Genomic DNA, 22,601 nt, shown 5'->3' with positions numbered 1-22,601 from the left:
TCAACCGTCCCGGGATTCCCATTTCTGGTAGGCCGCGATGATTTTGCGGACCAGGGGATGGCGGACAACATCCCTGTCGTCGAAACGAACGAAAGCGACGTCCTTGAGGGATGAGAGAACGGATACGGCGTGAAGAACTCCGGATTTTCCGGGATCGGGCAGATCGATCTGGGTCACGTCGGCCGTGACGACGAGTTTGGATTCCAGGCCGGTTCGGGTCAGGATCATTTTCATCTGTTCCCGAGTGGTATTCTGGGCCTCGTCCAGAATAATGAAAGCGGAATTCAGCGTCCGGCCGCGCATGTAGGCCAGCGGAGCGATCTCGATCACGCCTTTTTCGATCAGACGATTGGCCTGTTCCTGCCGGGACAGATCGAAGAGGGCGTCATAGAGCGGCCGGAGATAGGGATTGATCTTCTGATACATGTCTCCGGGCAGAAATCCCAAGCGCTCTCCGGCTTCCACGGCCGGCCGGGTCAGGACGATCCGTTCGACTTTTTTCTCCTGGAGAAACGACAAAGCCATGGCCATGGCCAGATAGGTTTTTCCCGTCCCGGCCGGGCCGATTCCGAACACCAGGTCATGAGTGCGGATGGCCTCCAGATAGGTTTTCTGATTGAGGCTTTTGGGATTGACGGATTTCCGGGACAGGCTCAGGGGCTGGGAGGGAACAAACGTGTCCCAGGTCGGAGCCGGTCCGGCCTCGAGGATGTCCAGCACGATGTGGAGGTCTTCCTCCTTCAGGGTGTGCCCCTTGTTTTCGAGTTCCTGGATCTTGTCGAAAAATGTTCGGGCGAAGGCCGTCTTATCGGGATCGCCGTCGATCACGAGGAGATCGCCCCGGATGGACAGACTGACGCCCAGGCGCTTTTCCATTTTTTTCAGATTGCGGTCCAGAACCCCGGAAAAAACGGTCTTCTGGATACAGGGGTGGATGATTTTTTCCATCTCAGAAAGCGGAGGGGAGAGGATCGTCTTTCATGCGCAAGAGGAATTTAATCACTATCGAAAAGGCGTTGTCAAGTTGCGCCGCAGCCTGAAGGCCTCCCGCAAATCCCGGAGACCTTGAAAAAATGCGCCGGCTGGGGTATAAAAACCCTTAATTCCCACGAATCCGACAAGGAGCAAGAATGGACAAGGAATTCACCTCCGTCATGATCCCCACGGCTCTTTACAAAAAGATCGAGGAGGCCATCCGGGGAACGGAGATCGCCTCCGTATCGAGCTATATCGCCAACGTTCTCAGCGAAAGCCTGACTCGCCGGGAATCTTCGGAAGAGGTCTTCAGCAAGGAAGATGAAGACAAGGTCAAGGACCGTCTGAAAGCCCTCGGCTATATCGACTGAACCGCAGCCGTAATCCGCGCGCCGCAAAAAGGGAAGAGACATGAAGGGAAGAAAAGTCGTCGTCGTCGGGCTGGACTCCGCACCGGCGGGCATCGTCTTTGACAGGGCCGAAGAATTTCCTGTTCTGAAGGCGCTCATGGACAAAGGCGTCCATGGCCTTCTTCGGAGTTCCGATCCCCCGATCACGATTCCGGCCTGGATGGTCATGGCCACCGGACGGGATCCCGGACAACTCGGCCTTTACGGATTCCGCCACCGCCGGGGGTACGCCTATGACAAGATGTGGATCGCCAATTCCACGGCGGTCCGGGCTCCGAAGATCTGGGACATCATCGGCCGGGCCGGGGGACACAGTTGCCTGGTCAGTGTCCCGCCCAGCTATCCGCCCTATCCGGTTGCCGGTAACCTGATCTCCTGCTTCATCACGCCCGGCAAGGAGCGCGAATACACTTATCCGGCCGGTTTGAGAGACGAGATTGAACAGAGGTTCGGTCCCTACATATTCGATGTCGTTTTCCGGACGGACGACCGAGATCAGATTCTGGCCGAAATCTACCGCATGACCGAACAACGATTCCAGATCATGACCTGGCTCATGGAAAACAAACCCTGGGACCTGTTCATGTTCGTCGAAATCGGCGTGGACCGCATCCAGCATGCCTTCTGGAAATACACCGATCCGGAACACCACCTCTTCGAGCCGGGAAACCGTTACCAAAACGTCATCTTGGATTATTACAGGTTTATCGACGGAAAAATCGGCGGTCTTCTCGCCCAGGCCGGGGATGACGCCGTCGTCCTTGTCGTTTCCGATCATGGCGCCAAACGCATGAAAGGCGCGTTCTGTGTCAACGAGTGGCTGATCGACGCCGGAGAGCTGGCCGTCCGGAATCGGCCGGCCGTCCCGACGAGCGTCGACGACCTCGACATCGACTGGACGCGGACCAAGGCTTGGGCCTGGGGAGGTTATTACGCCCGCATCTTTCTCAACGTTGAGGGACGCGAACCCCGAGGCATCATCAAGCCTGAAGACTACGAGATGGAACGGGATCGTCTGGAAAAACGGCTGCTCGCGCTTCGCGGTCCGAACGGCGAGGAATGGAAAACCCGGGTGATCCGGCCCCAGAGCCACTATAGAGAGGTGAACGGCGAGTATCCGGATCTCATGGTCTATTTCGACGACCTCTATTGGAGATCGGCGGGAACTCTCGGTCACGGAACGATGTTTCTGCCGGAAAACGATACGGGGCCGGATGATGCCGTGCATGCCCAGGAGGGCATCTACATTCTCCGTGACCCGATGAGGAGGCCGGGAGGCCGGCGGGATGCCGACATTCTGGACATCGCGCCGACCGTTCTCGATCGAATGGGCCTGTCCGTGCCCGAAGAGATGTCGGGCAAAATTCTGGGTTGATTCTGATGATGGGAGAAGCAACAATGTATCTTGTCACCGGAGGCGCGGGTTTCATCGGATCGCATCTTGCGGCCGCCTTGCTGTCGCGAGGGCAGTCCGTGCGCGTCATGGACAATTTCCTGACCGGGAAAAGAGAAAATCTGGCTCCGTTTCTGAAAGACATCGATCTGTTTGAAGGGGATATCCGGGATCCCGAGGCCTGTCGCAAGGCCGTCCGGGGAGTCCGTCATGTCCATCACCAGGCCGCCCTGCCTTCCGTGCCGCGATCGGTCGAGGATCCCCGAACGACCAACGACATCAATGTCACCGGAACGCTCAACATGCTTCTGGCCGCCCGCGATGCCGGCGTTGAAAGCTTCGTCTTCGCCTCCTCATCTTCCGTCTACGGCGATGATCCCGGACTGCCCAAAAAAGAAGGCCGGGAGGGCGCGCCGCTTTCGCCTTATGCCGCAAGCAAGCTGGCCGGTGAAGTCTACGGCCGCATTTTTCACGACCTCTACGGTTTCCGGGCCGTTTCCCTGAGGTATTTCAATGTTTTCGGGCCGCGGCAGGATCCGTTTTCTCAATATGCCGCCGTCATTCCGCTGTTCATCACTCGGATGCTCGAGGGCCGGGCCCCGATCATCTACGGCGACGGCGAACAATCCCGGGATTTCACCTATGTCGCCGACATCGTCGAAGCGAATATCCTGGCCGCCTCCGCCGAGCCGGCCGGCGGCGCGGTCATGAATGTGGCCTGCGGGCGGAGAACGACGGTCAATCATCTTGCGGAAATTCTGGCCCGCGAACTGGGAGCCGAAGTCCGGGCCGTCCATGCCGATCCCCGTCCGGGCGACATTCTCCACTCTTACGCCGATATCGAGAGAGCCGGCCGTTTGATCGGATTCAAGCCGAGTGTCCCGCTCGAAGACGGTCTGGCCGCAACCGCGGCCTGGTTTCGAAAGGACAAGAACCCATGAGCGCTCAAACCAAGGCCCTTCTGAAAAAAATCCGGGATCGGGAAGCCCGGATCGGCGTCATCGGTCTTGGATATGTCGGGTTGCCCCTGGTCAAGGCTTTTCTGAAGAAAGACTTTTCCGTCACCGGGTTCGACGTCGACCTCAAAAAGGTCGAGATGCTGAACCGGGGCCGGAGCTATATCCGCCACGTCACCGCCTCCGATCTCAAAATCTTTCTGAAATCAAAAAAATTCCGGGCCACGGACGATTTCGACCGGCTCCGCGAAGTCGATGCGATCGTCATCTGTGTGCCGACACCGCTCGACGGACATCGCAATCCCGATCTCAGCTATATCCTGACAACGACGATCAGCATTGCCGAACGCCTCCGCAAGGGACAGATCGTCATCCTGGAAAGCACGACCTATCCCGGAACGACGGAGGAGGAAATGCTCCCGATTCTGGAGGCTTCGGGTCTTCGGGCGGGCCGGGATTTTTATCTGGCCTTTTCCCCGGAAAGAGAAAACCCGGGGGATCCGCATTTCACGGCGGAAAACACCCCCAAGGTTGTCGGCGGACACAGCCGCGACTGCCTGCGGATCGCCTGCGCCCTGTATGACGCCGTCGTCGGCAGCACCGTCGCCGTCTCCTCGACACGCGTTGCCGAATCATCCAAGCTTTTGGAAAACATCTTCCGTTCCGTAAACATCGCTCTGGTCAACGAGTTGAAGATGATTTTCGACCGCATGGGCATCGATGTCTGGGAGGTCATCCGGGCCGCCTCGTCGAAACCGTTCGGTTTTATGCCCTTCCATCCGGGACCCGGGCTCGGCGGCCACTGCATTCCCATCGATCCCTTCTATCTGACCTGGAAAGCCAAGGAAGTGGATTTCGCGACCCGGTTCATCGAACTCGCCGGCGAGATCAACACGTCGATGCCGTATTATGTTCTGGATAAAACCGTCGCCGCCTTGAACGCCGGGAAGAAACCTCTTAAGGGGGCCCGGATTCTGATTTTAGGGCTGGCCTATAAAAAAGACATCGACGATCCCAGGGAATCGCCCTCGCTGAAGCTCATCAGCCTGTTCAAGGAAAGAGGCGCATCGGTGGCTTACAACGATCCCTACATTCCGCGTTCGGCCGGACACCGCGAATATCCGGACATGGACATGGCCTCGGTCCCCCTCACCGCCGCGCGGCTCAAACGCTCCGACGCCGTCATCATCGCCACGGATCATACCTGCTACGACATCGATTGGATCGTACGCACGGCACCCCTCGTTGTCGATACCAGGAACGCAGTCAGGAAAAAGCGCGCCAACGTCATCAAAGCTTGAGCGCACAAAGAGAAAGGCAGGGAGAACGGTTATGAGAATTACGGTTCTGGGAACGGGATATGTGGGGTTGGTCACGGCGGCCGGGTTGGCCGAGTTCGGCCATCCCGTCGTCGGCGCGGACAAGGATGCGGCGAAAATCGAAAAGATCCGAAGCGGCGTATCGCCGATCTACGAACCCGGACTGGAAGATCTTCTGAAGCGCAACATGGCGTCGGGCCGTCTGTCCTTCGCCTCCGATGTCGGGCGGGCCATCCGGGAAGCCGATGTGATCTTTGTCTGCGTTGGAACGCCTCAGGACGAAGAAGGCCGGGCGGACATGTCTCAGATCGAAGAGGTTTCCCGCATGATCGCGGAAAATCTGAACGGCTACAAGCTTGTCGTCGAAAAAAGCACGGTCCCGGTCCGCACGTCGGCCTGGATCAAGCGGGTCATCACGCTTTACCGGAAAGGCGATCAGACCTTCGACATCGCCTCGAATCCCGAATTTCTGAGGGAGGGCGCGGCGGTGGGCGATTTTCTCAACCCCGACCGCATCATCATCGGCGTCGAAACCGACAAAGCCCGGGCCCTGCTGGGCGGCATCTACGACCGCTTCCGGGATCGCCTGCTCTTCACCAACATCGACACCGCCGAACTCATCAAGCATGCCTCGAACTCCTTCCTGGCCACGAAGATTTCCTTCATCAACATGATCGCCGACCTGTGCGAGAAAACCGACGCCGACGTCGAGCAGGTGGCTCTCGGTATGGGGCTCGATCCGCGGATCGGCTGCCAGTTTCTCAAGGCCGGGCTCGGCTACGGCGGGTCGTGTTTTCCCAAGGACGTCAAGGCGCTGGCCAAGATCGGCGAGGATCTGGGTGTGAATATGGATCTTCTCAAGGAGACCGAGAAGATCAACCGCGAGCGCATCGACCGCTTCTGCGAGAAAATCCGGCGCGCGCTGTGGATCTTGAAGGACAAGACCATCGCCGTTCTGGGGCTGGCTTTCAAGCCGGAGACCGACGATATCCGTGAGGCCTCGGCCATCAAAATCATCCACGAGCTTCTTCGGGAAGGCGCCCGGGTCCGGCTTTATGATCCCCAGGCCGCGGACAACATGAAAGAGATCTTTCCCGATGAGCCTCCCCGTGTCGTCTTCTGCGGGAACCCGTATGAGGCGGCCGAAGGAGCGAATGCCCTGCTGCTGATTACGGAATGGGAGGAATTCCGGAGCCTTGACCTGGAGAAAATCAAGACTCTCATGACCAACGCCATCATCATCGACGGCCGGAATGTTTTCGATCCGGCGGACGTCCGGGCCCGGGGTTTCGAATACGCCTCGATCGGCCGCAAATAAAGCATCACTTTGTGTCGGGGAGGCGGAGACGGAGGCTGTGCCGGCCCGGGGGAACATCGAGAAGGATGAGGGTGTCTCCGCCGTTTCGCGCGACTTCAATATGAACCGGTTTTCCGTCGAGCTCGGCGGCGGGGCGGAGAATGGTCCCAGGGTCCGTGTCCGCGTCTTCATAAGGACTCAGAATTTCGAGCCGAATGGGTCCGGGATGATCGGTGTTCCAGTGGATCATCAGCGTCCGCGTTGAGGCCGAAAAGGCAAAATCGTAGGCTGCGAAGACGTCCAGCGCGGGGATGTAGGCGTGAATACGGCCGTTGTCCGTTCCCAGCCTCGGCGCCAGGACGAGATCGCCGCGATGGACCTCGACGCCGAAGTATCCCTCGAAGAGCGCCTGGGCGACGCTTCCGGCTCCTCCGGCGAAATAATCGCTGCCCCGGCCCGATCCCTCCGGCGTATCCCACTCGAAGAAGCCTCCGTTGGCCAGGTTCTTGCGGCAGATTTCGAGGAGTTTGTCCCTGGCCTCGCGGCTGAACCCGTTCTTGAACATGGCATAGACGAGCCGCGCTCCGAACCAGTCCCACTGGCCGCCGTTCTGGTATTCGTAGGGATCATCCATCATCGGATGCTTGAAAAAGCCCTGCGGGTAGGGGGGAAGCAGGGTTCCGCTGATGGTCGAAATTCCGAAGCGCATTTGGCGTTCCATGGCTTCGGCGATGATCCGCCGGCTACGGTCCGGACCGGCCAGATTTGAAAGAACGGCCAGAGCGTTGCCGCCCATGGCGAACATGTCGTCCTCGTCGAAATCGTGGACGAATTCCTTGTCCAGGTGGATGTGAACCCGGTAGAATCCGCGTTTGTCCTGCCAGAGACGGCGGTTTGTGTTCTCCTTGACCGCCGCCGCTTTCCTTCTCCAGGCGTCCGCCCGGTTTCGCCGTCCTCGGGCCTCGAGCAGATCGGCCAGGTTGAGACAGGCCAGATAATACATGGATTGATCGTAGATGTCGGCCGTCCAGCGGGTTTGGTCGCCGATGTAGATCGCCGTCTGACCGGAGGCCGTCATTCCGACATCCCCCCAATCCGCAGTATGGGCGCCTGTGACCAGGCCGAGTGCGGCGTCGAATCGCTCGGACGGAACGAAAGCCAGGGCTTTCTCCAGCCTGTCCAGGATCGTCATTCCCCGGATGTCGCGGTCGAGCCAGTCCGGCCCGAGAATGCGCACGATATGCCAGGCGGCCTGCACGACGCTCGCCTCCTGGTCCGTCTCGGTGGTGTTTTTGTCCCGGACGCCTCGGGCATCGATCCAGTCGGGCAGGGATCCGGAATCCTCCTGGACCGACAAAAATTCCTCGATCCATGAGGAAAGGTGAGGGGCATCATAGTAATGACGCGAGGCGGGAAGAATGGTCGCCGCATCGCGTGTCCAGATCTGGGGATAGCCTGATCCGGGGAAGAACCCGCTTACGGTTCCGGTCCGGCCCGGGAAGGACACGGCCGTATGTTCGAGCGTCAGGCGGATCAGACGTCCGGCCCGGACGAACTCTTCGATAGGAGACGCGATGCGTGTCAAACCCTTCTTGTTTAAATCGATGGGAAGACCGTCCTCGGGCCATTTCCGGGAAAGAACCGTAAGGGGAAGAATGCGGGCTTTTGAACCGAAGTCTTTAAACCAGGCAATGCCCTCCCGCACCATGTCGAACTCCAGGCGGAATTCTCCGGGATCGAGCGGTGCCTTGACCGCGGCCGTCAATTCGGACGTTTCGCCGGGTTCGATTGTCCCCTGGAGATATGTCCGCGGGTTGTCGAATCGGATCATGACGCCTCGGGAGTCGAGGAGGTGATAGGATAAAACGATCGGATTCGGCCCCAACGATTCCCAGGCGGCCTGTCCGGTGTTCTTGATTCGGAGAGGCACTTCGATGGTCTCGCCTTCGCGGGCCTCGAGCCCGGATATATCGATTTCGATCGACGACCGGTAGTCCGGGACGGTCGTGTCGCGTCCGGAACACGCCACGAATGCGGCGAGCAGAACGGCCGAAACGATCACCGTGCACAGGAACTTTGCGCACGAATTTGAGTCCGCGGGTTTGAATGACATCTCAGCGACAACTATAAATTTCGATCCGTATCCTGTCAAGGAAGAGTGACGAGTTGATTCGCGGACTCCGGACATCCGATGAGGTGTTCAGAGGCACATCAAGGATCAATACGTCAGCGGCAGGGGACGAATCGGACGGTGTTTCGGGATTCGCGGACGACCTGATCAAAACATGCGATCGCCCCATCCACATCCTCTTCCGTTGTGTGGATACCCAGGGAAAAGCGGACGGAACAATGGGCCTCCTCCTCACTGAGCCCCATAGCCAGAAGGGCATGAGAAGGATCCGGAGAACCCGCCCGGCAGGCCGAACCTGGGGAGAGGGCGACGCCTTTCTGATCCATGGCCAAAACAACGGATTCGCCCCTCAAACCGGGCAGGGTCATGTTCAAGGTGGCGGGGATCCGCTTTTCACGATGCCCGTTCAGGCGGGCCTCGGGGAAGACCCGCTTGATGCCTGCTTCAAGCCGGTCGCGAAGCCGACCGATCTCGGCCATTTCCGGAAGCCGCTTGACGGCCAAGTCCGCCGCCCGGCCCATCCCGATTACAGCCGTCACATTTTCCGTTCCGGCTCTCAACCCGGATTCCTGTTTTCCGCCGCTGACCAGGGGACGAATGTCAACGCCGGCGCGGACATAGAGCACGCCGATTCCCTTGGGGCCATGGAACTTGTGGGCCGAGAGGGTCAGAAGGTCCACACCCAGCGTCCTGACATCGACGGGGATTTTTCCCGCCGCCTGAACCGCATCGCAATGGAACAGGGCTCCGGCCGCGTGGGTGATCTTGACCAGTTCGGCAATGGGTTGAATCACCCCCGTTTCGTTATTGGCCATCATGATGCTGACGAGTCGGGTCTTCGGATTCAGGGCGTCTCGAAGGTCTCCGACCCGGACCCGTCCGGAAGAGTCCACGGGGAGAATGACAAGATCAAAGCCTTCTTTTTCCAGATCGCGGCAGGCTCCCAACACGGCGGGATGTTCGATGGCGCTGGTGATGATTCGGTTTCTTTCTCCCCCGCCGGTCCGGGCGGCGCCCTTAACAGCCAGGTTGTCGGACTCGGATCCTCCTCCCGTAAAGACGATGCGTTTGGCCGTGCTGTTGATCAGGCGGGCGACTTGCCGCCGGGCTGAATCCAAGGCGCTTTTAGCGGTCTTTCCCTCGGCATAGATGCTGGACGGATTTCCCGGAGTTCGCTCCATATGCCGGACCATTTCCGCCAGGACTTCCGGATCGAGAGGCGTCGTGGCGTTGTGGTCCAGATAAATCCGCCGGACGGGCTTATTATCGGGTTTCGTGATCCACAGAGCGGCGCCGTCTTCACCGGAATCCGTTACGGCCTCACGCGTTCCCTCGGCTTCCTTGTGGATTTGACAGAGCAGGGACTTGTAAACCGGAAAACCGGAGATCGGATCATAGTTCTGCAGATCCGTCAGTTCATTGATGTTGGTGTTTCTCCAAGCTTCGGGTCCCACGGGCCCGCCCCCGCCCATATCGGCATCCACGGCGCCTTTCATGATGTCATCGGTGACGAAGGCGCGCATGACGAGGCTGCCGCGGGCGGTTGAGATTTTCACCATGTCCCCGGATTGGATGTTCCGTTCCGCGGCATCGGCTGTGTGGATTTGAACCAGGGGTTCGGGTCGCTTCTTGACGAGGGCTTCAATTCCGTGGTGTTGGGACCTGAAGTCCGTGGTCACCCGGGAGCCGGAATTGAAAACCAAGGGAAACGTTTCGACCCATTCCGGCCGGCTCCTCGGCCCTTCAGCCGGTTCCGTATAGACGGGCAGGGGATCGTAGCCGTGCTCTTCGAGGATGGTCGAGGCGAATTCGAACTTTCCGCTGGGCGTTTCGAATCCCGGTTTCCCGTCCGTTCTCAATGTTCCTTTTTCCCATTTTTTATATTGTTGCATGGGGGATTCGATCCGGACGGTGCCCCCGGCCTTTCGGACATCCTGGAGTGTGAATCCGGAGTTCTTCAGCACCCGCTGCAGGAGTTCGTCTTCATTCTGGGGGTAGAGATGGCCGTAGCCCAGGCGGCGGGCCAGCTCGGCCAGGATGAAAAAATCGTTGCGGGCTTCGCCCGGAGGTTCGATCACCTTTTCCCTGATTCTGAAGATCGGTCCGTATGTCATGTAGGATTGGATTTCGTACATCGTTGTGGCCGGAAGAACGATGTCGGCATAGGCGGCGTCGGCGGTCGCTTGTCTGTCGATGGAGACCAGAAAATCCAGGTTTTTCAGAGTTTTCTTCCAAATTTTCGGTTCGGGCCAGGCTGTGATGATGGATCCTCCAAGGATCATCAGGGCGCGGATCCTGTAAGGATCCCCTTTCAGGACGGAGTCAGGGAGAGCGATGGCGTGGGATTCGCCCCGATAGGCGCTGTAAACGGGAAAACGGTCCCGCCCCAGAGACTTGGTTTCATCGGGATTGGCCACCAAGCCGGATTTGTTAAGAGGGAACATGCTTCCGGGCATGGCGAAACACCGGCTGCCGGGGACATCCAACTGTCCGGCCAGAGCCCAGACGGCGAATGTGGCCCGGATGGCCTGGACGCCGCTGTTGCTGTACTCCAGCCCGCTGTACATGACCGGGGCGGCCCCGTCGGCCTCGGCGATCCAGCGGGCCAGAGAGATGACGGTTTCCTCCGGAACTCCCGTGATGTCCTCGACGACATCCGGACGAAAATGCCGGACATAGCGGGCGAAGTCGTCGAATCCCCGGGTCCACGTTTTCACGAAATGCTCGTCGTAAAGCTCCTCTTCGATCAGAACCCGGCACAGGCCGAGCGCCAGAGCGCCGTCCGTGCCCGGCCGGATCGGGATCCATTGTGCGCCGGTGACCTTGACTGTCCGGGTTCTGCGGGGATCGATCACGATGACGTGGGCCCCCCGGGCGGCCGCTTTCTGAATGCGGTGAAAATCCAAAGGTGGGGAATCGGTCGCGGGATTGGCGCCCCAGACGACGACCAGTTCGGCGTTCTCGATGTCGGAAAACATATTGATCAGCATGCCGCCCATGGTGACATGGGGAGCGATCATGGCGAAGGAGACGTAACAGAGGGCCCCCACGCCCAGAGTATTGGGCGAGCCGAAAGGAAAAAGCACGCTGGATGCCGAGGAGACGGCAACGCCTGCGGGCTGATAGATGTCGCACATGGCCAACTCGAAGCTGCCGCGTCCGGTATAAATGGCCGTCGCTTCGGGTCCGGATTCGGCCTTGATCTTTTGCAGGCGTCCGACAATGATTTCGTAAGCGTTATCCCAGGAAATGCGTTCAAAATCATAGGTTCCCTTGGCTCCTTTCCTCCGCAGGGGATGAAGAAGCCGGTCTTTGGAATAGACGATGTCCGCGGAGTGTTCGCCCAGCCGGCAAATGATACCCAGGTCGGAGGTTTCATCCGCTCGGGCGCTTTTCAGTCGGCCCCTGTCATCGATGTCGACGATGACCCAGCATCCGGCCGGGCAGATCCCGCAAATCGCGCGTTTTTCCGTCGATTTCAATTCAATCCTTCAGGAAAAAGAGGTTCACGGAGAACCATCGGTTGTGATCGAACCATTGCCGTTCAAGGCGGAGGTTCGTCCTGTCGGCCAGGATCTTGATCTCTTCCAGGCTGTATTTATGGGATTCTTCCGTATCGATCCGTTCGCCGTCCGTCAAGCGGATTTCCAGGTCCAGCGAGGATATGACAACGTTCTGTTCGCGCCGGCTTTCCAGAAAAAGCTCGACGCATCCCTTATCTTCATTGAAGACGGCGCGATGACGGAAGTTTTCGATTTGAAAATGTCCTCCCAGTTCCCGATTGATTCGGTGGAGAAGATTCAGGTTGAACTGCGCCGTAATCCCCCGGGAATCATTATAGGCCGGCTCCAAGATGTTTCTGTTCTTGAGCAGATCGATCCCGATCAGCAGACGGTCTTGGGCGGGCAGCCGTTCGCACAAGTGGCGGATGAAACGGACCGCCTCCTCTTTGCCGTAATTGCCGATGCTGGATCCCAGCCAAAGGATGAGCTTGGGGTTGTGTTGACGGTGTTCGATAAGATCGATGCCGTCCTTGTACCGGACGGCCAGGGGATTGACTTCAAGTCCGGGAAACGCTCGGTCGAGCTTCTCCGCGCTCTCTTCGAGAATATCGCTCGAGACATCAATGGGGATATATTCCAGTTCTCCGTTTTGGGACAGCAAAGCTTGAATCAGATGCCGGGTTTTAACCGAACTGCCGCTGCCCAGTTCAATCAAGAGGGTGTTCGTGGGCAACAAGCCGGCGATGTCGTCGGCGTTGTTTTTCAGAATTTCCGTCTCCGAACGGGTCAGGTAATATTCCGGCAGCCGGGTGATGTCTTCAAACAGTTCCGATCCCCGGGAGTCGTAGAAATAGATGCAGGGAATGGACTTTCGGGCGGCGGTCAACCCCTTCCGGACATCATCGGCGAAGGTCCCGTCGGCGCGTGTTTCCAGATTTTGATGGGTTTTTGGGAAATCGGGCATTTGAAAAATTTTAACAAATAACGCCGGCGATGCAAAGACGTTTTCGAAACATGTGAATCGATGTGGTCTTTCAAGGGGGGCTTGGGGTTAAAATCCCGCGACACGCAAGAAACGACGGGCGTCAGTTCCGAATGACATCCGACAGCGAGCGATCCCAGACGGCGGGGATGAAGCCCGGATAGCGCCGGGCGTAGGGGGCGGCGTACCAATCCTCGGCGGCCAGGGCCTTGTTGGCGGCGCCGAAAATTTCGTGCCAAACCTGGATGAAAACTTCGTTGAACGGCACGTCGAAGCGCAGAGGCGTGATGTCGCCCAGGCTCTCCCGCAGCGTCTCGTAATTTTCCTCAAGCCAGGTTTCGAGGATGCCCGCCGTGAGGTCGCGGATTTTCCGGAGAGGGACGGCATCTTCGGCCGCAAGAACCGGGATGACCGCCCGGACGGCGGTCGAGCTCTTATCGGTCTCGATATAGTCCAGCCGTTCAAGAAGATCGAGGATCCGGCCGAGCCTGTTCATTTCGATTCCCGTCCCGGAGCTCAACTCCCGAGCCTTCAGGTCTCGGGACCGAAGACCGAGCATGATCGCTCCGACATCATCAGCCAGGCGGTCGAGTTTGTCTGTGGCCAGATCGGCCAAAAGCGGCTGAATCGAAGGATCCGTTTCGACCCGGCGGACCGCCGACCGCAAGCGGCGCAGAAGATCGGGAAAGGCGGTTCGGGGGAGGGCGTGATGGTCGCCGAAGCTCGAGAGAACGCGGCCTTCTCTGTAATCGTTGTGGCTGCCCCAGTACATGCCTTTCAAGTCGAGACTCGGCCTCTCGACCGCCCAGAGAGAGTAGCGGCTGCCGTTGCCGTGGGTGCGTGCGGAGTCCGCATAGCCGCGGTCCTTTGCGAAAAAGCCGCCATACCAGTCCAGCATGAAACAGCCCATGACGATGAAGGCCGTGGCCTCGGCCGCAACACCGGGCGGTGACATCTCCAGCAGAAGGGGATCGAGCTCTTCCCGGCGCTCCAGGACCGCCGCAGCCAGTCCGGCGCCGTAACGTGCGGCCTCCGCGGAAACTTGCTTCACGTCGTCCGCAGTCAACAGGCAGAAATCCAGAAAATAAAGACCGGCCTCTTCTCTCACGACGCCCGCCGCTTCCAGGTCCTGCACGGTCAGGCCGGTTCCGTCCAATCGGTCTTCCAAATAGGATTCCGATCGGGAGGAATCGGCGAGTTCAAAAACGAGCTTCTGAATTTCCGGACGCTCGAGAAGCCGGAAAGGGTGCCGGGCGTCAGGTACATTATCGCCGATTGTCCCGGTGATGCCGAATCGAAGATCCGGTCCAGTGTCTTTTTGGATCTCGGGAGAAGGATCGGCACATCCGGCCATGAGAAGGATAGTCAACGCCGGCGGCATGATGAACTTGAACCGAAGCCAAGTCGCTGGAATAAACCGCGGGAATGTCATCGGGGCCTCCTTATCCGGCATGAAACCGGTCATCAAAAATTATGACACGGAAATAAACGTCAGGGTTGCCTCATGGATTCATCAAAATGCTACTGCGAACCCTTCGCAACGCCGCAGATGCGGCCGGATCGGCTCGCCCGGAGGGTCAAAATGCCGGACTAATCTTGGCTGACGTATGGGATGTTTTAACCGGAGGCTTGGAGATCTAAGTTGGAGAGCCAAGGAAAAAATCAAATCGGCATTTTGATGAATAGGCCAAGCAGGCCTCATCGATGCACAAGTCGAGGCGGCTGCAGATGCAAGGCGCGGAGGGTGAAGCTGTACTCTCGGTACTGCGAACCCTTCGCAACGCCGCAGATGCGGCCGGATCGGCTCGCCCGGAGGGTCAAAATGCCGGACTAATCTTGGCTGACGTATGGGATGTTTTAACCGGAGGCTTGGAGATCTAAGTTGGAGAGCCAAGGAAAAAATCAAATCGGCATTTTGATGAATCGATGAGGCTAGCAGATTCGGGGGAGAAGTTCGGAGGTCAGCGGTTCCAGCAACCGCAGCCCGCCCGTTGACGTCTCCAGCAGCAGTTCTCCGGGCCGGCCCTCGGCCGGGTGTCCGATTTCGCCGATGATCGCCGCTTTTTTCCCCAGGGGATGACGCCGGATCTGTTCGAGCATCCCTTCGGCTTTTTTCTCGGGCGCGACAACGACGGCCCGGCCTTCGCAGGCCATAAAGAGCGGATCGATGCCCAGGAGCTCGGAAGCCCCCCGCACGGCGCGCGAAAGCGGGATCCGGTCCTCACGGATGAGGACGGGATAGGGCAGGGTGCCGGCCAGTTCGGACAGAATTGTGGCCAACCCTCCGCGTGTGACGTCGCGCATCCAGAGGACGCCTTTTTTCCAGAATGGCAGGAGAAAAACCAGCGGCGCGCAATCGCTCCGCACGCGGGCCGAAAGCCCGAACTCGCCCCGTGCGGTCATAACGGCCAGGCTGTGTTCACCCAGAGTCCCGGTGAGAATGATCTTGTCGCCCTTCCGGATCCGCGACGGGGCAGGCCGGGCGATGGAGGTCCCGATGCCGGATGTGACAATAAAGATTTTATCCCCCTGCCCCTTGCGGACGACCTTGGTGTCTCCGGTGACAACCGTGACTCCGGCCTTGCGGGACGCTTGGCCGATCGATTTCAGAATACGATGGAGGTCTTCGACGGCCAACCCTTCCTCCAGGATCAGAGACAACGAGAGAAAGCGGGGAGAGGCGCCGGAGACCACAAGATCGTTGACGGTGCCGTTGACGCACAGCGTGCCGATGTCGCCGCCGGGAAAAAACGGCGGGTCGACGACGTATCCGTCCGTGGTGAAGATGATGCCGCCCGGAAGGCGTCCGGCATCGGGAAGATCTTCAAGATAGCGATTGCCCAGTAGAGGCAGAATCGTATCCGCCAGGAAATCCCGCATCATGCGTCCGCCGCTTCCGAGTTCGAGCGTGATTTTAGACATGAGGCGTTCCTTTCCGCCGGGCGAACTTGAAGTGGACGAGACAGGCGCCTTCGTAGGAGACCATGCACGGGCCTTTCGGAGAATCGGGGGAACAGGACACGCCGAACAGGGGACACTGGGGCGGACTCAGGAGTCCGCGCAGGACGTCCCCGCAACGGCATCCGGCGACATCGTCGGCGGAACTGCGGACATCCAGGCGGAATTTGCGCTCGGCATCGTAGGCGATCCAGGCTTTCCTGAAACGAAGCCCGCTTCCGGGGATTTCTCCAAGCCCCCGCCATAAGGCATCGCAGGGTTCGAAAATGCGGTCCATGATTTCGAGAGCCCGGGGGTTTCCCTCGTCCCGGACGACGCGGCCATAGGCGTTGGCCACGACCGGGCGGCCGGATGCGGCCTGGTCGAGGACGGAGAGAATGCCCAACACGATGTCTCCCGGCTCGAAACCGGCGACGGCTCCCGGGAGTCCGTAAGTCTTCGGGATGAAATCGTAGGCTCTTGTTCCGATGACGGCGCTGACGTGCCCGGGATAGAGAAAACCCTGGACGGCCGTCTTGCCGCTTTCGAGGAGGGCTCGGAGGGGAGGCGGAATGAGCCACAGGGCCCCGAGCACGGAAAAATTGGCCGTCTTCGTTTCTCCGGCCGCTTCGACGGTCCGGGCGATGGCGGGAATGGTGGTTTCGAAACCCGCACCGTAGAAGACGACTTCTTTTTCCGGATGACCGCGGGCCTCTTCCAGGGCTTCGGCCGGAGAATAGACGATTCGGAGCTGCGATCCCCGGGCCGGTACGGCATTGCGGATCGGGCCGACCCGCGTGGGCACGCGCGTCATATCTCCGAACGAGGCCAGGACGAGGTTTTCGGTCTCCGTGAGAAGCTTGACCGCCGCCTCATGATATCCGTCCGGAGTGATGCAGACGGGGCAGCCCGGACCGGAAATCATGTCCAACCCGGTTTCCGCCAGTTGACGGGCCAGACCGTATTTATGAAGCGCCATGGTGTGTGTGCCGCAGACCTCCATGATTCGGAAAGGGGAGGGGAGACGGGAAGCCCGGCGGGCGATTTCCCTCAAGACGGGTTCGATGGAGGCCCTGTCCCGAAACGCTTTGATATCCGGGGTCTTCATCGGAAATGATGCGCGGTGAAGCGGCGTCGACCGGATGGGACCGCCGGGCTATTGACCTCCGGCCCGGGCGATGTCTCTGAACAGTTTCAGGGTTTCCCGGGCCTCGTCCGGGTCAAGGCGTGAGATGGCGAATCCGGCGTGGACGATGACCCAGTCCCCTTTCTTCGAATCCGGAAGCAGACTGAAATCGACGGCCACTTCGACTCCCATGTGGTCGACCGCCCCGCGGCTCGAGGCATCGATCGTCTTGATTCTGGCGGGCACGGCGAGGCACATGGTTGTTCGTCTTTCGGCTATTCACCATAGCAGAAAATTCACGGGAAGTCCACCGCGGGCCCGGATTTCGGCATGGTTTCCTTTTTTGACACGCCGGAGGGGAGCCCGTATAATACCGGACATGCTGAAAAGCCTTGAAGGCTATATCGAACCCGGAAGCGAGGCGGATCGTCTTGTCCGGGACATCGATTTCCGCCGTCTTCCCCGGCATATTGCGGTCATCATGGACGGCAACGGCCGATGGGCCGGCCGGCACGGCAAAACACGGATCGAAGGCCATCAGGCCGGGTCGCATTCCGTCAGGGAGACCGTCGAATGCTGCGCCCGCCTGGGGATCAAGGTTTTAAGCCTGTTTGCCTTTTCGACCGAAAACTGGAAGAGGCCGTCCCGGGAGGTTCAGCGCCTCTGGAAGCTTCTTCGGGATTATCTCCGGAAAGAGGACAAGGTCCTTGTGGACAACGATTTGAAGCTGGTTGTCATCGGCCGGCGGGACGGCATCCCGGGGCTGGCCCTCCATGAGCTCGAACGCGTGGAAAACCTGACCCGGAACAACGAGCGCATGACCGTCGCCCTGGCTCTGAACTATGGGGCGCGTACGGAAATCATCGATGCCGTCCGGCGCATCCTGGCCGAGGCTCCGGATGCCGCGGATCTCGACGAAGACATGTTTTCCCGTTATTTGTATACGGGCGGACTGCCCGATCCCGACCTGCTCATCCGAACGAGCGGGGAGTGCCGGGTTTCGAACTTTCTGCTCTGGCAGATCGCCTATGCCGAGATGTGGATCACGCCGGTCCTCTGGCCGGATTTTCGGAAACATCATCTGATCCAGGCCGTTCTCGATTATCAGAAACGGGAAAGGAGATTCGGAGATATCAAAGCGGCGGGATCCCCATGAGCATGCGCCAGCGTGTTCCGACGGCGATCGTCCTTCTGGGTATTCTTTTTGTCCTCGTGCAGTATGCGCCGCGGCCCGTCTTTTTCGTGTTTTGTCAGATTTTCGTTCTGGGCGCCCTCATCGAATTTTACAACCTGGTCGCCCGGAAAAACCTTCAGCCGCAGCGTCCTTTGGGAATCGCCTGCACGCTTCTCATCGGCTTGTCGTTTTATTTTAACGAATTCACCTTCGATCAGGCCCTGATTCTGTGTTTTCTGGCCACGGCGGCCTATTTTGTCTTCGCTTTCGACACCCTGGAAAAACTTCCCGCTTTTCCATCCGCCGCCGGACTGACCCTCTTCGGCGCCCTTTATCTGGGATTCATGCTGAATCATCTGTTCCTGCTCCGCGATGTCCGGGGTCCGCTGGCGCTCTATTTTCTGTTCGCCGTCATTTTTCTCGGCGACACGGGCGCCTATCTGATCGGCAAACTCATCGGCCGGCATAAGATGACGCCCATTGCAAGCCCCCACAAAACGTGGGAGGGGAGCGCCGGGGGAATTCTCTTCGCGGCCGGCGGCGCCCTGGCTGTACGTTTTCTGGTTCTGCCGGATCTTCCGATTCCTTCGGCCGTCGCCGTCGGCGTTCTCGTTCACGCCGCCGCCCAGATCAGCGATCCCATGGAGTCCCTGTTCAAGCGGGCCGCGGGCATCAAGGATTCCTCCAAGGTGTTTCCCGGACACGGGGGATTTCTGGACCGGATCGACAGCTTGATTCTGGCCGGACCGGTCTTTTATTACCTGACACAATGGTTCGGCTGGTGAGATGAAATCCGTTGCCGTCCTCGGCTCCACGGGATCCATCGGGACAGCCACCCTGGACGTCGTCGGCGGCCATGGGGACGATTTCAGGATCTCGGCGCTGGCCGCCGGCGGAAACGTCCGACTTCTCAAGGAACAGGTCCTTCGATTCCATCCGAAAATCGTCTCGCTCCGCACGAAGAAGGATGCCGAAGCGTTCCGGCGCATCTGCCGGAAGCCGGGCCTTCGGGTGACATTCGGCCCGGAAGGCGCCGAAGAGGTGGCCCGCCGTCCGGAATCGGACGTTGTCGTCGCCGCCATCAGCGGATTCGACGGGCTGCGATCCACGCTGGCCGCCGTCGAAGAAGGGAAGACGGTGGCGTTGGCCAACAAGGAATCCATGGTTGTGGCCGGTCCGATCCTTCTCCGCAAGGCGGCCCGGACGAAAGCCCGGATTCTCCCCGTTGACAGCGAGCACAGCGGTGTTTTCCAGTGCCTGGCCGGTGTCCGGAAATCCCAGGTCCGGAAAATCATTTTGACGGCGTCCGGCGGCCCCTTTTTCAAGACGCCTCTTCGGGAACTCAAATCGCGGACTCCGGCCGAGGCGCTCAAACATCCGCGCTGGACCATGGGCCGCAAGGTGACCATCGACTCGGCGACGCTGATGAACAAAGGGCTTGAACTTCACGAAGCCCGCTGGCTGTTTTCCGTGGAGCCGGCTCGTCTGGATGTTCTCATTCATCCCCAAAGCGCCGTCCATGCCCTGGTCGAGCTTGCGGACGGTTCGATCCTGGCCCAACTGGCCCCGGCGGACATGCGTATCCCCATCCAGTTGGCTCTGACCCACCCCCGCCGCTTGGAAACCGCCGTTTCCCGTCTCGATCTGGCGGATGTCCGGTCTCTGGAGTTTTTCCCCGTCGAGGAAAAGCGCTATCCCTTATTCGGCCTGGCCCGCCGGGCCCTGGAAGAAGGCAAAAGTTTTCCCGTCGTGTTGAATGCGGCCAATGAAATCGCCGTGGATGCGTTTCTTTCCGGAAAAATCGGTTTTCTTGAAATCGCCTCGGTCGTCGCCGCGGTCATGGACGGACATGTCTCCCGCCCGGTCCCCGATCTCGAAACCGTCAGGGAGGCCGACGCCGAAGCGCGGCGGCGGGCGGGACGCGAAATAGGAAAGAGGTCAATTTAATGGGTAATTTTCTCGGCTCATTGCTTTCGTTTCTGTTTGTCGTGGGGATTCTCGTTTTCATCCACGAATTCGGGCATTTTTTCATGGCCAAGCTGGCCGGTGTCCGCGTCGAGGTTTTTTCCTTCGGATTCGGAAAACGCCTGTTCGGTTTCCGCAAAGGTCACACCGACTATCGGATCAGCCTGATTCCCATGGGCGGATACGTCAAGATGCTGGGCGAAGGCCTGTTCGAGCCGGACAAGGAACTGGCTCCCGACGACCTGATGGCCAAAACCCGTTTTCAGAGGTTTCTGATCATGGTCATGGGTTCGGTGATGAACATTCTTTTGGCGATCGCCCTCGTGGCCGTGATCAGCGGAATCGGCGTTTCCGTCCCCGAATATCATGATAAAAAACCGGCGATCGGATGGATCGACCCCGGATCGCCGGCGGAGCAGGCCGGACTTCTCGTCGGGGACGAAATCCTCAGAATCAACGGCCGGGCGGTTCCGACCTGGAACGATGTGGAAATCGCCGTCGGAACGAAGCCCGAAAGAATGATCCGTTTGGATATCCGGCGGGACGGCCGGGACATGACCGTGGATCTCATGACGGAGAAGGTGACCCGATTCGAGATGGGTTATGCCGGATTCCGGGCCGAAATTCTCACCCAGGTCCAGATGGTCAATCCCGGATCCCCGGCCGAGGCGGCCGGACTCCGGCCCGGCGATGTCATCCGGACGATCGACGGCGAACCGGTCTTTTTCTACCGGTTTGTCGAGGTCATCGAGAGCAACCCCGAAACGCCTTTGCGATTTGCCGTGGAAAGGGAGGGGGAACCCGTTGAGATCGTCGTCACACCCCGCCGTGAGGGCCAGGTGGGCCGGATCGGCGTTATGCAGGGCCCGGCCTCCGTCGTCAAAAAATACGGATTTTTTGCCGCGATCGGTCAAAGCCTGAGGGAAAATCTGAGAAATGTCTTTCTCATCGTCCGCTTCCTCAAGGATCTGTTTACAGGCGAAGCCTCGACGCGCCAGCTCGGCGGACCCCTGGAAATCGCCAATTTTTCCTATGCCGCCGTGCGCATGGGATGGCTGGCGCTCATGAGCTGGATCGCCGTCATCAGCCTTCAATTGGGGATCATCAACCTTCTGCCCATTCCGGTCTTCGACGGCGGCCAGATCTTCGTCCTGATGGTGGAAGGGATTCTCCGCCGGGATTTGTCGCCGCGGCTGAGGCAGATCTGGATGCAGATCGGTTTTGTAATTTTTGTGGCTCTGATCGGATTCGTCATCCTGAATGATGTCGTCAAACGTCTTCCGGAAGGATGGAAAAGCCTTCTCCCGTTTTAGCCGTCAGCCATGAGTCACAAGACTGCGTCTCCGTTTCCCCGGCGCCGGACGCGGAGAATCATGATCGGCCGGATCGCCGTCGGAGACGGCGCGGCGATCTCCGTCCAGTCGATGACCAAAACCGACACCCGGGATGCGGCGGCGACGGCCGCCCAGATCCGGCGCCTTGAACGGGCGGGCTGCGAAGTCATCCGGCTGGCCGTTCCCGACATCCGGGCCGCCGAAGCCCTCCGGGGGCTTCGCGCCGGAACGAAAACCGCCCTGGTGGCCGATATTCACTTTGACCACAAACTGGCTCTGGCCGCGCTCGAGGCCGGTGTCGACGGCCTGCGTCTCAATCCCGGAAACATCGGTTCGCGGAAAAAGATCGAAGAGGTCGTTAAAGCGGCCCGGGAGCGGTCCGTTCCCATCCGCATCGGCGTCAATTCCGGATCCCTGGAGAAAGACCTCCTCGAAAAATACGGCCGGGCCGTTCCCGAAGCTCTGGCTGAAAGCGCGCTCCGGCATGTCCGAATCCTTGAAGATCTGGATTTCCATCTGATCAAAATATCGCTCAAGGCCTCCGATATCCCGAGGACGCTTGAAGCCTACAGGCTTGTCGCCGGCCGGGTCGACTATCCTTTTCATGCCGGGATCACCGAGGCCGGCCTTCTTCTTCCCGGCACGGTGAAGTCGAGCGCCGGGCTGGCTCTTCTTCTGAACGAGGGTCTGGCCGACACCATCCGCGTATCCCTGACCGCGCCGCCCGAAAACGAAGTTGACGTGGGATGGACGATTCTTCGATCGATGGGAATCCGCCGCCGCGGTGTCGAGCTGGTCTCCTGCCCGTCCTGCGGACGCTGCGAAGTGGACCTTCCCGGAATCGCCTCGGCCGTGGCCGAGCGCCTGTCCGGATTGCCTCACGACCTGACGATTGCGGTCATGGGTTGCATGGTCAACGGACCCGGGGAAGCCAAGGAAGCCGATATCGGGCTGGCCTGCGGCCGGGGGGCCGGCGTTGTCTTTAAAAAAGGCAGGATCCACCGCCGTCTACCCGAAAAGAACCTTGTCGATGGATTCGTCGAGGATGTCCTGGAATTGGCCGGTCAAAGCCCGGAACGTGGTCCGGGGATTTGAAGCC

General features: G+C 59.4%; 18 protein-coding genes. 10 read left to right on the top strand and 8 right to left on the bottom strand.

The genetic code is table 11. The features are described 5' to 3' along the window. Nucleotides 1–948, bottom strand: a complete 948-nt coding sequence (locus SCM96_01985; protein ID MDW7759390.1) for a PhoH family protein — start codon at nt 946–948, stop codon at nt 1–3. Nucleotides 949–1,130: 182 nt separating this feature from the next. On the opposite strand from SCM96_01985, the gene SCM96_01980 reads away from it, so the two are divergent. Genes SCM96_01980 through SCM96_01960 form a run of 5 tightly spaced genes read left to right on the top strand, consistent with a single transcriptional unit; the run spans nt 1,131 to nt 6,371 of the window. Next, nucleotides 1,131–1,346 (top strand): CopG family transcriptional regulator, encoded by a 216-nt coding sequence (locus SCM96_01980; protein ID MDW7759389.1) that lies wholly within the window; start codon nt 1,131–1,133, stop codon nt 1,344–1,346. Nucleotides 1,347–1,386: 40 nt separating this feature from the next. Next, on the top strand, nt 1,387–2,760 hold the full coding sequence (locus tag SCM96_01975; GenBank protein MDW7759388.1) for an alkaline phosphatase family protein: 1,374 nt from the start codon (nt 1,387–1,389) through the stop codon (nt 2,758–2,760). Nucleotides 2,761–2,783: 23 nt separating this feature from the next. Further along, a complete protein-coding gene (locus tag SCM96_01970) occupies nt 2,784–3,719 on the top strand; it encodes an SDR family oxidoreductase (GenBank protein ID MDW7759387.1) in 936 nt (311 codons plus the stop codon). Beyond that, a complete protein-coding gene (locus SCM96_01965; protein ID MDW7759386.1) occupies nt 3,716–5,035 on the top strand; it encodes a nucleotide sugar dehydrogenase in 1,320 nt (439 codons plus the stop codon). Before SCM96_01970 ends, SCM96_01965 begins: the two co-directional genes overlap by 4 nt. A gap of 31 nt (nt 5,036–5,066) precedes the next feature. Then, nucleotides 5,067–6,371 carry a UDP-glucose/GDP-mannose dehydrogenase family protein gene (locus SCM96_01960; GenBank protein MDW7759385.1) on the top strand — a complete coding sequence of 435 codons (1,305 nt, stop codon included), beginning with the start codon at nt 5,067–5,069 and terminating at the stop codon, nt 6,369–6,371. A gap of 4 nt (nt 6,372–6,375) precedes the next feature. On the opposite strand, the gene SCM96_01955 is transcribed toward SCM96_01960, so the two are convergent. From SCM96_01955 to SCM96_01925, 7 genes are all read right to left on the bottom strand, one after another. Beyond that, a complete protein-coding gene (locus tag SCM96_01955; GenBank protein MDW7759384.1) occupies nt 6,376–8,412 on the bottom strand; it encodes a hypothetical protein in 2,037 nt (678 codons plus the stop codon). 164 nt (nt 8,413–8,576) lie between these two features. Further along, a complete protein-coding gene (locus tag SCM96_01950; protein MDW7759383.1) occupies nt 8,577–11,963 on the bottom strand; it encodes an IscS subfamily cysteine desulfurase in 3,387 nt (1,128 codons plus the stop codon). Nucleotide 11,964: 1 nt separating this feature from the next. Then, entirely contained in the window at nt 11,965–12,948 is a 984-nt protein-coding gene (gene egtD / locus SCM96_01945) for an L-histidine N(alpha)-methyltransferase (GenBank protein MDW7759382.1), read from the bottom strand. Nucleotides 12,949–13,069: 121 nt separating this feature from the next. Then, nucleotides 13,070–14,398 (bottom strand): hypothetical protein, encoded by a 1,329-nt coding sequence (locus SCM96_01940; protein ID MDW7759381.1) that lies wholly within the window; start codon nt 14,396–14,398, stop codon nt 13,070–13,072. Nucleotides 14,399–14,898: 500 nt separating this feature from the next. Next, nucleotides 14,899–15,888 (bottom strand): hydrogenase expression/formation protein HypE, encoded by a 990-nt coding sequence (gene hypE / locus SCM96_01935; GenBank protein ID MDW7759380.1) that lies wholly within the window; start codon nt 15,886–15,888, stop codon nt 14,899–14,901. Beyond that, nucleotides 15,881–17,011 carry a hydrogenase formation protein HypD gene (gene hypD / locus SCM96_01930; GenBank protein MDW7759379.1) on the bottom strand — a complete coding sequence of 377 codons (1,131 nt, stop codon included), beginning with the start codon at nt 17,009–17,011 and terminating at the stop codon, nt 15,881–15,883. Before hypD ends, hypE begins: the two co-directional genes overlap by 8 nt. Nucleotides 17,012–17,059: 48 nt before the next feature. Continuing rightward, nucleotides 17,060–17,287 (bottom strand): HypC/HybG/HupF family hydrogenase formation chaperone, encoded by a 228-nt coding sequence (locus SCM96_01925; GenBank protein MDW7759378.1) that lies wholly within the window; start codon nt 17,285–17,287, stop codon nt 17,060–17,062. Between the two features lie 121 nt (nt 17,288–17,408). On the opposite strand from SCM96_01925, the gene uppS reads away from it, so the two are divergent. Genes uppS through ispG form a run of 5 tightly spaced genes read left to right on the top strand, consistent with a single transcriptional unit; the run spans nt 17,409 to nt 22,597 of the window. Beyond that, nucleotides 17,409–18,185: a polyprenyl diphosphate synthase gene (gene uppS / locus SCM96_01920; GenBank protein ID MDW7759377.1), complete on the top strand. Its 777-nt coding sequence runs from the start codon at nt 17,409–17,411 to the stop codon at nt 18,183–18,185. Continuing rightward, complete coding sequence (locus SCM96_01915; protein ID MDW7759376.1) at nt 18,182–18,988, top strand: phosphatidate cytidylyltransferase; 807 nt, start codon at nt 18,182–18,184, stop codon at nt 18,986–18,988. The genes uppS and SCM96_01915 overlap by 4 nt, the downstream gene beginning before the upstream one ends. A gap of 1 nt (nt 18,989) precedes the next feature. Further along, complete coding sequence (gene dxr, locus SCM96_01910; protein ID MDW7759375.1) at nt 18,990–20,150, top strand: 1-deoxy-D-xylulose-5-phosphate reductoisomerase; 1,161 nt, start codon at nt 18,990–18,992, stop codon at nt 20,148–20,150. After that, complete coding sequence (gene rseP / locus SCM96_01905) at nt 20,150–21,481, top strand: RIP metalloprotease RseP (GenBank protein ID MDW7759374.1); 1,332 nt, start codon at nt 20,150–20,152, stop codon at nt 21,479–21,481. Before dxr ends, rseP begins: the two co-directional genes overlap by 1 nt. A gap of 9 nt (nt 21,482–21,490) precedes the next feature. Continuing rightward, nucleotides 21,491–22,597, top strand: a complete 1,107-nt coding sequence (ispG, locus tag SCM96_01900) for a flavodoxin-dependent (E)-4-hydroxy-3-methylbut-2-enyl-diphosphate synthase (protein MDW7759373.1) — start codon at nt 21,491–21,493, stop codon at nt 22,595–22,597. Nucleotides 22,598–22,601: the final 4 nt, after the last annotated feature.

It is taken from the genome of Acidobacteriota bacterium, assembly GCA_033549365.1.
Classification (GTDB): domain Bacteria; phylum Acidobacteriota; class Aminicenantia; order Aminicenantales; family Saccharicenantaceae; genus JAWSUF01.
This window is presented reverse-complemented; position numbering and strand designations above follow the sequence as displayed.

Bases quoted from the DNA above. Each gene is read 5' to 3' on its own strand.
- SCM96_01985 (MDW7759390.1), bottom strand. From the start codon at position 948: ATGGAAAAAATCATCCACCCCTGTATCCAGAAGACCGTTTTTTCCGGG.
- SCM96_01980 (MDW7759389.1), top strand. From the start codon at position 1,131: ATGGACAAGGAATTCACCTCCGTCATGATCCCCACGGCTCTTTACAAA.
- SCM96_01975 (MDW7759388.1), top strand. From the start codon at position 1,387: ATGAAGGGAAGAAAAGTCGTCGTCGTCGGGCTGGACTCCGCACCGGCG.
- SCM96_01970 (MDW7759387.1), top strand. From the start codon at position 2,784: ATGTATCTTGTCACCGGAGGCGCGGGTTTCATCGGATCGCATCTTGCG.
- SCM96_01965 (MDW7759386.1), top strand. From the start codon at position 3,716: ATGAGCGCTCAAACCAAGGCCCTTCTGAAAAAAATCCGGGATCGGGAA.
- SCM96_01960 (MDW7759385.1), top strand. From the start codon at position 5,067: ATGAGAATTACGGTTCTGGGAACGGGATATGTGGGGTTGGTCACGGCG.
- egtD (MDW7759382.1), bottom strand. From the start codon at position 12,948: ATGCCCGATTTCCCAAAAACCCATCAAAATCTGGAAACACGCGCCGAC.
- SCM96_01940 (MDW7759381.1), bottom strand. From the start codon at position 14,398: ATGACATTCCCGCGGTTTATTCCAGCGACTTGGCTTCGGTTCAAGTTC.
- hypE (MDW7759380.1), bottom strand. From the start codon at position 15,888: ATGTCTAAAATCACGCTCGAACTCGGAAGCGGCGGACGCATGATGCGG.
- hypD (MDW7759379.1), bottom strand. From the start codon at position 17,011: ATGAAGACCCCGGATATCAAAGCGTTTCGGGACAGGGCCTCCATCGAA.
- SCM96_01925 (MDW7759378.1), bottom strand. From the start codon at position 17,287: ATGTGCCTCGCCGTGCCCGCCAGAATCAAGACGATCGATGCCTCGAGC.
- uppS (MDW7759377.1), top strand. From the start codon at position 17,409: ATGCTGAAAAGCCTTGAAGGCTATATCGAACCCGGAAGCGAGGCGGAT.
- SCM96_01915 (MDW7759376.1), top strand. From the start codon at position 18,182: ATGAGCATGCGCCAGCGTGTTCCGACGGCGATCGTCCTTCTGGGTATT.
- dxr (MDW7759375.1), top strand. From the start codon at position 18,990: ATGAAATCCGTTGCCGTCCTCGGCTCCACGGGATCCATCGGGACAGCC.
- rseP (MDW7759374.1), top strand. From the start codon at position 20,150: ATGGGTAATTTTCTCGGCTCATTGCTTTCGTTTCTGTTTGTCGTGGGG.
- ispG (MDW7759373.1), top strand. From the start codon at position 21,491: ATGAGTCACAAGACTGCGTCTCCGTTTCCCCGGCGCCGGACGCGGAGA.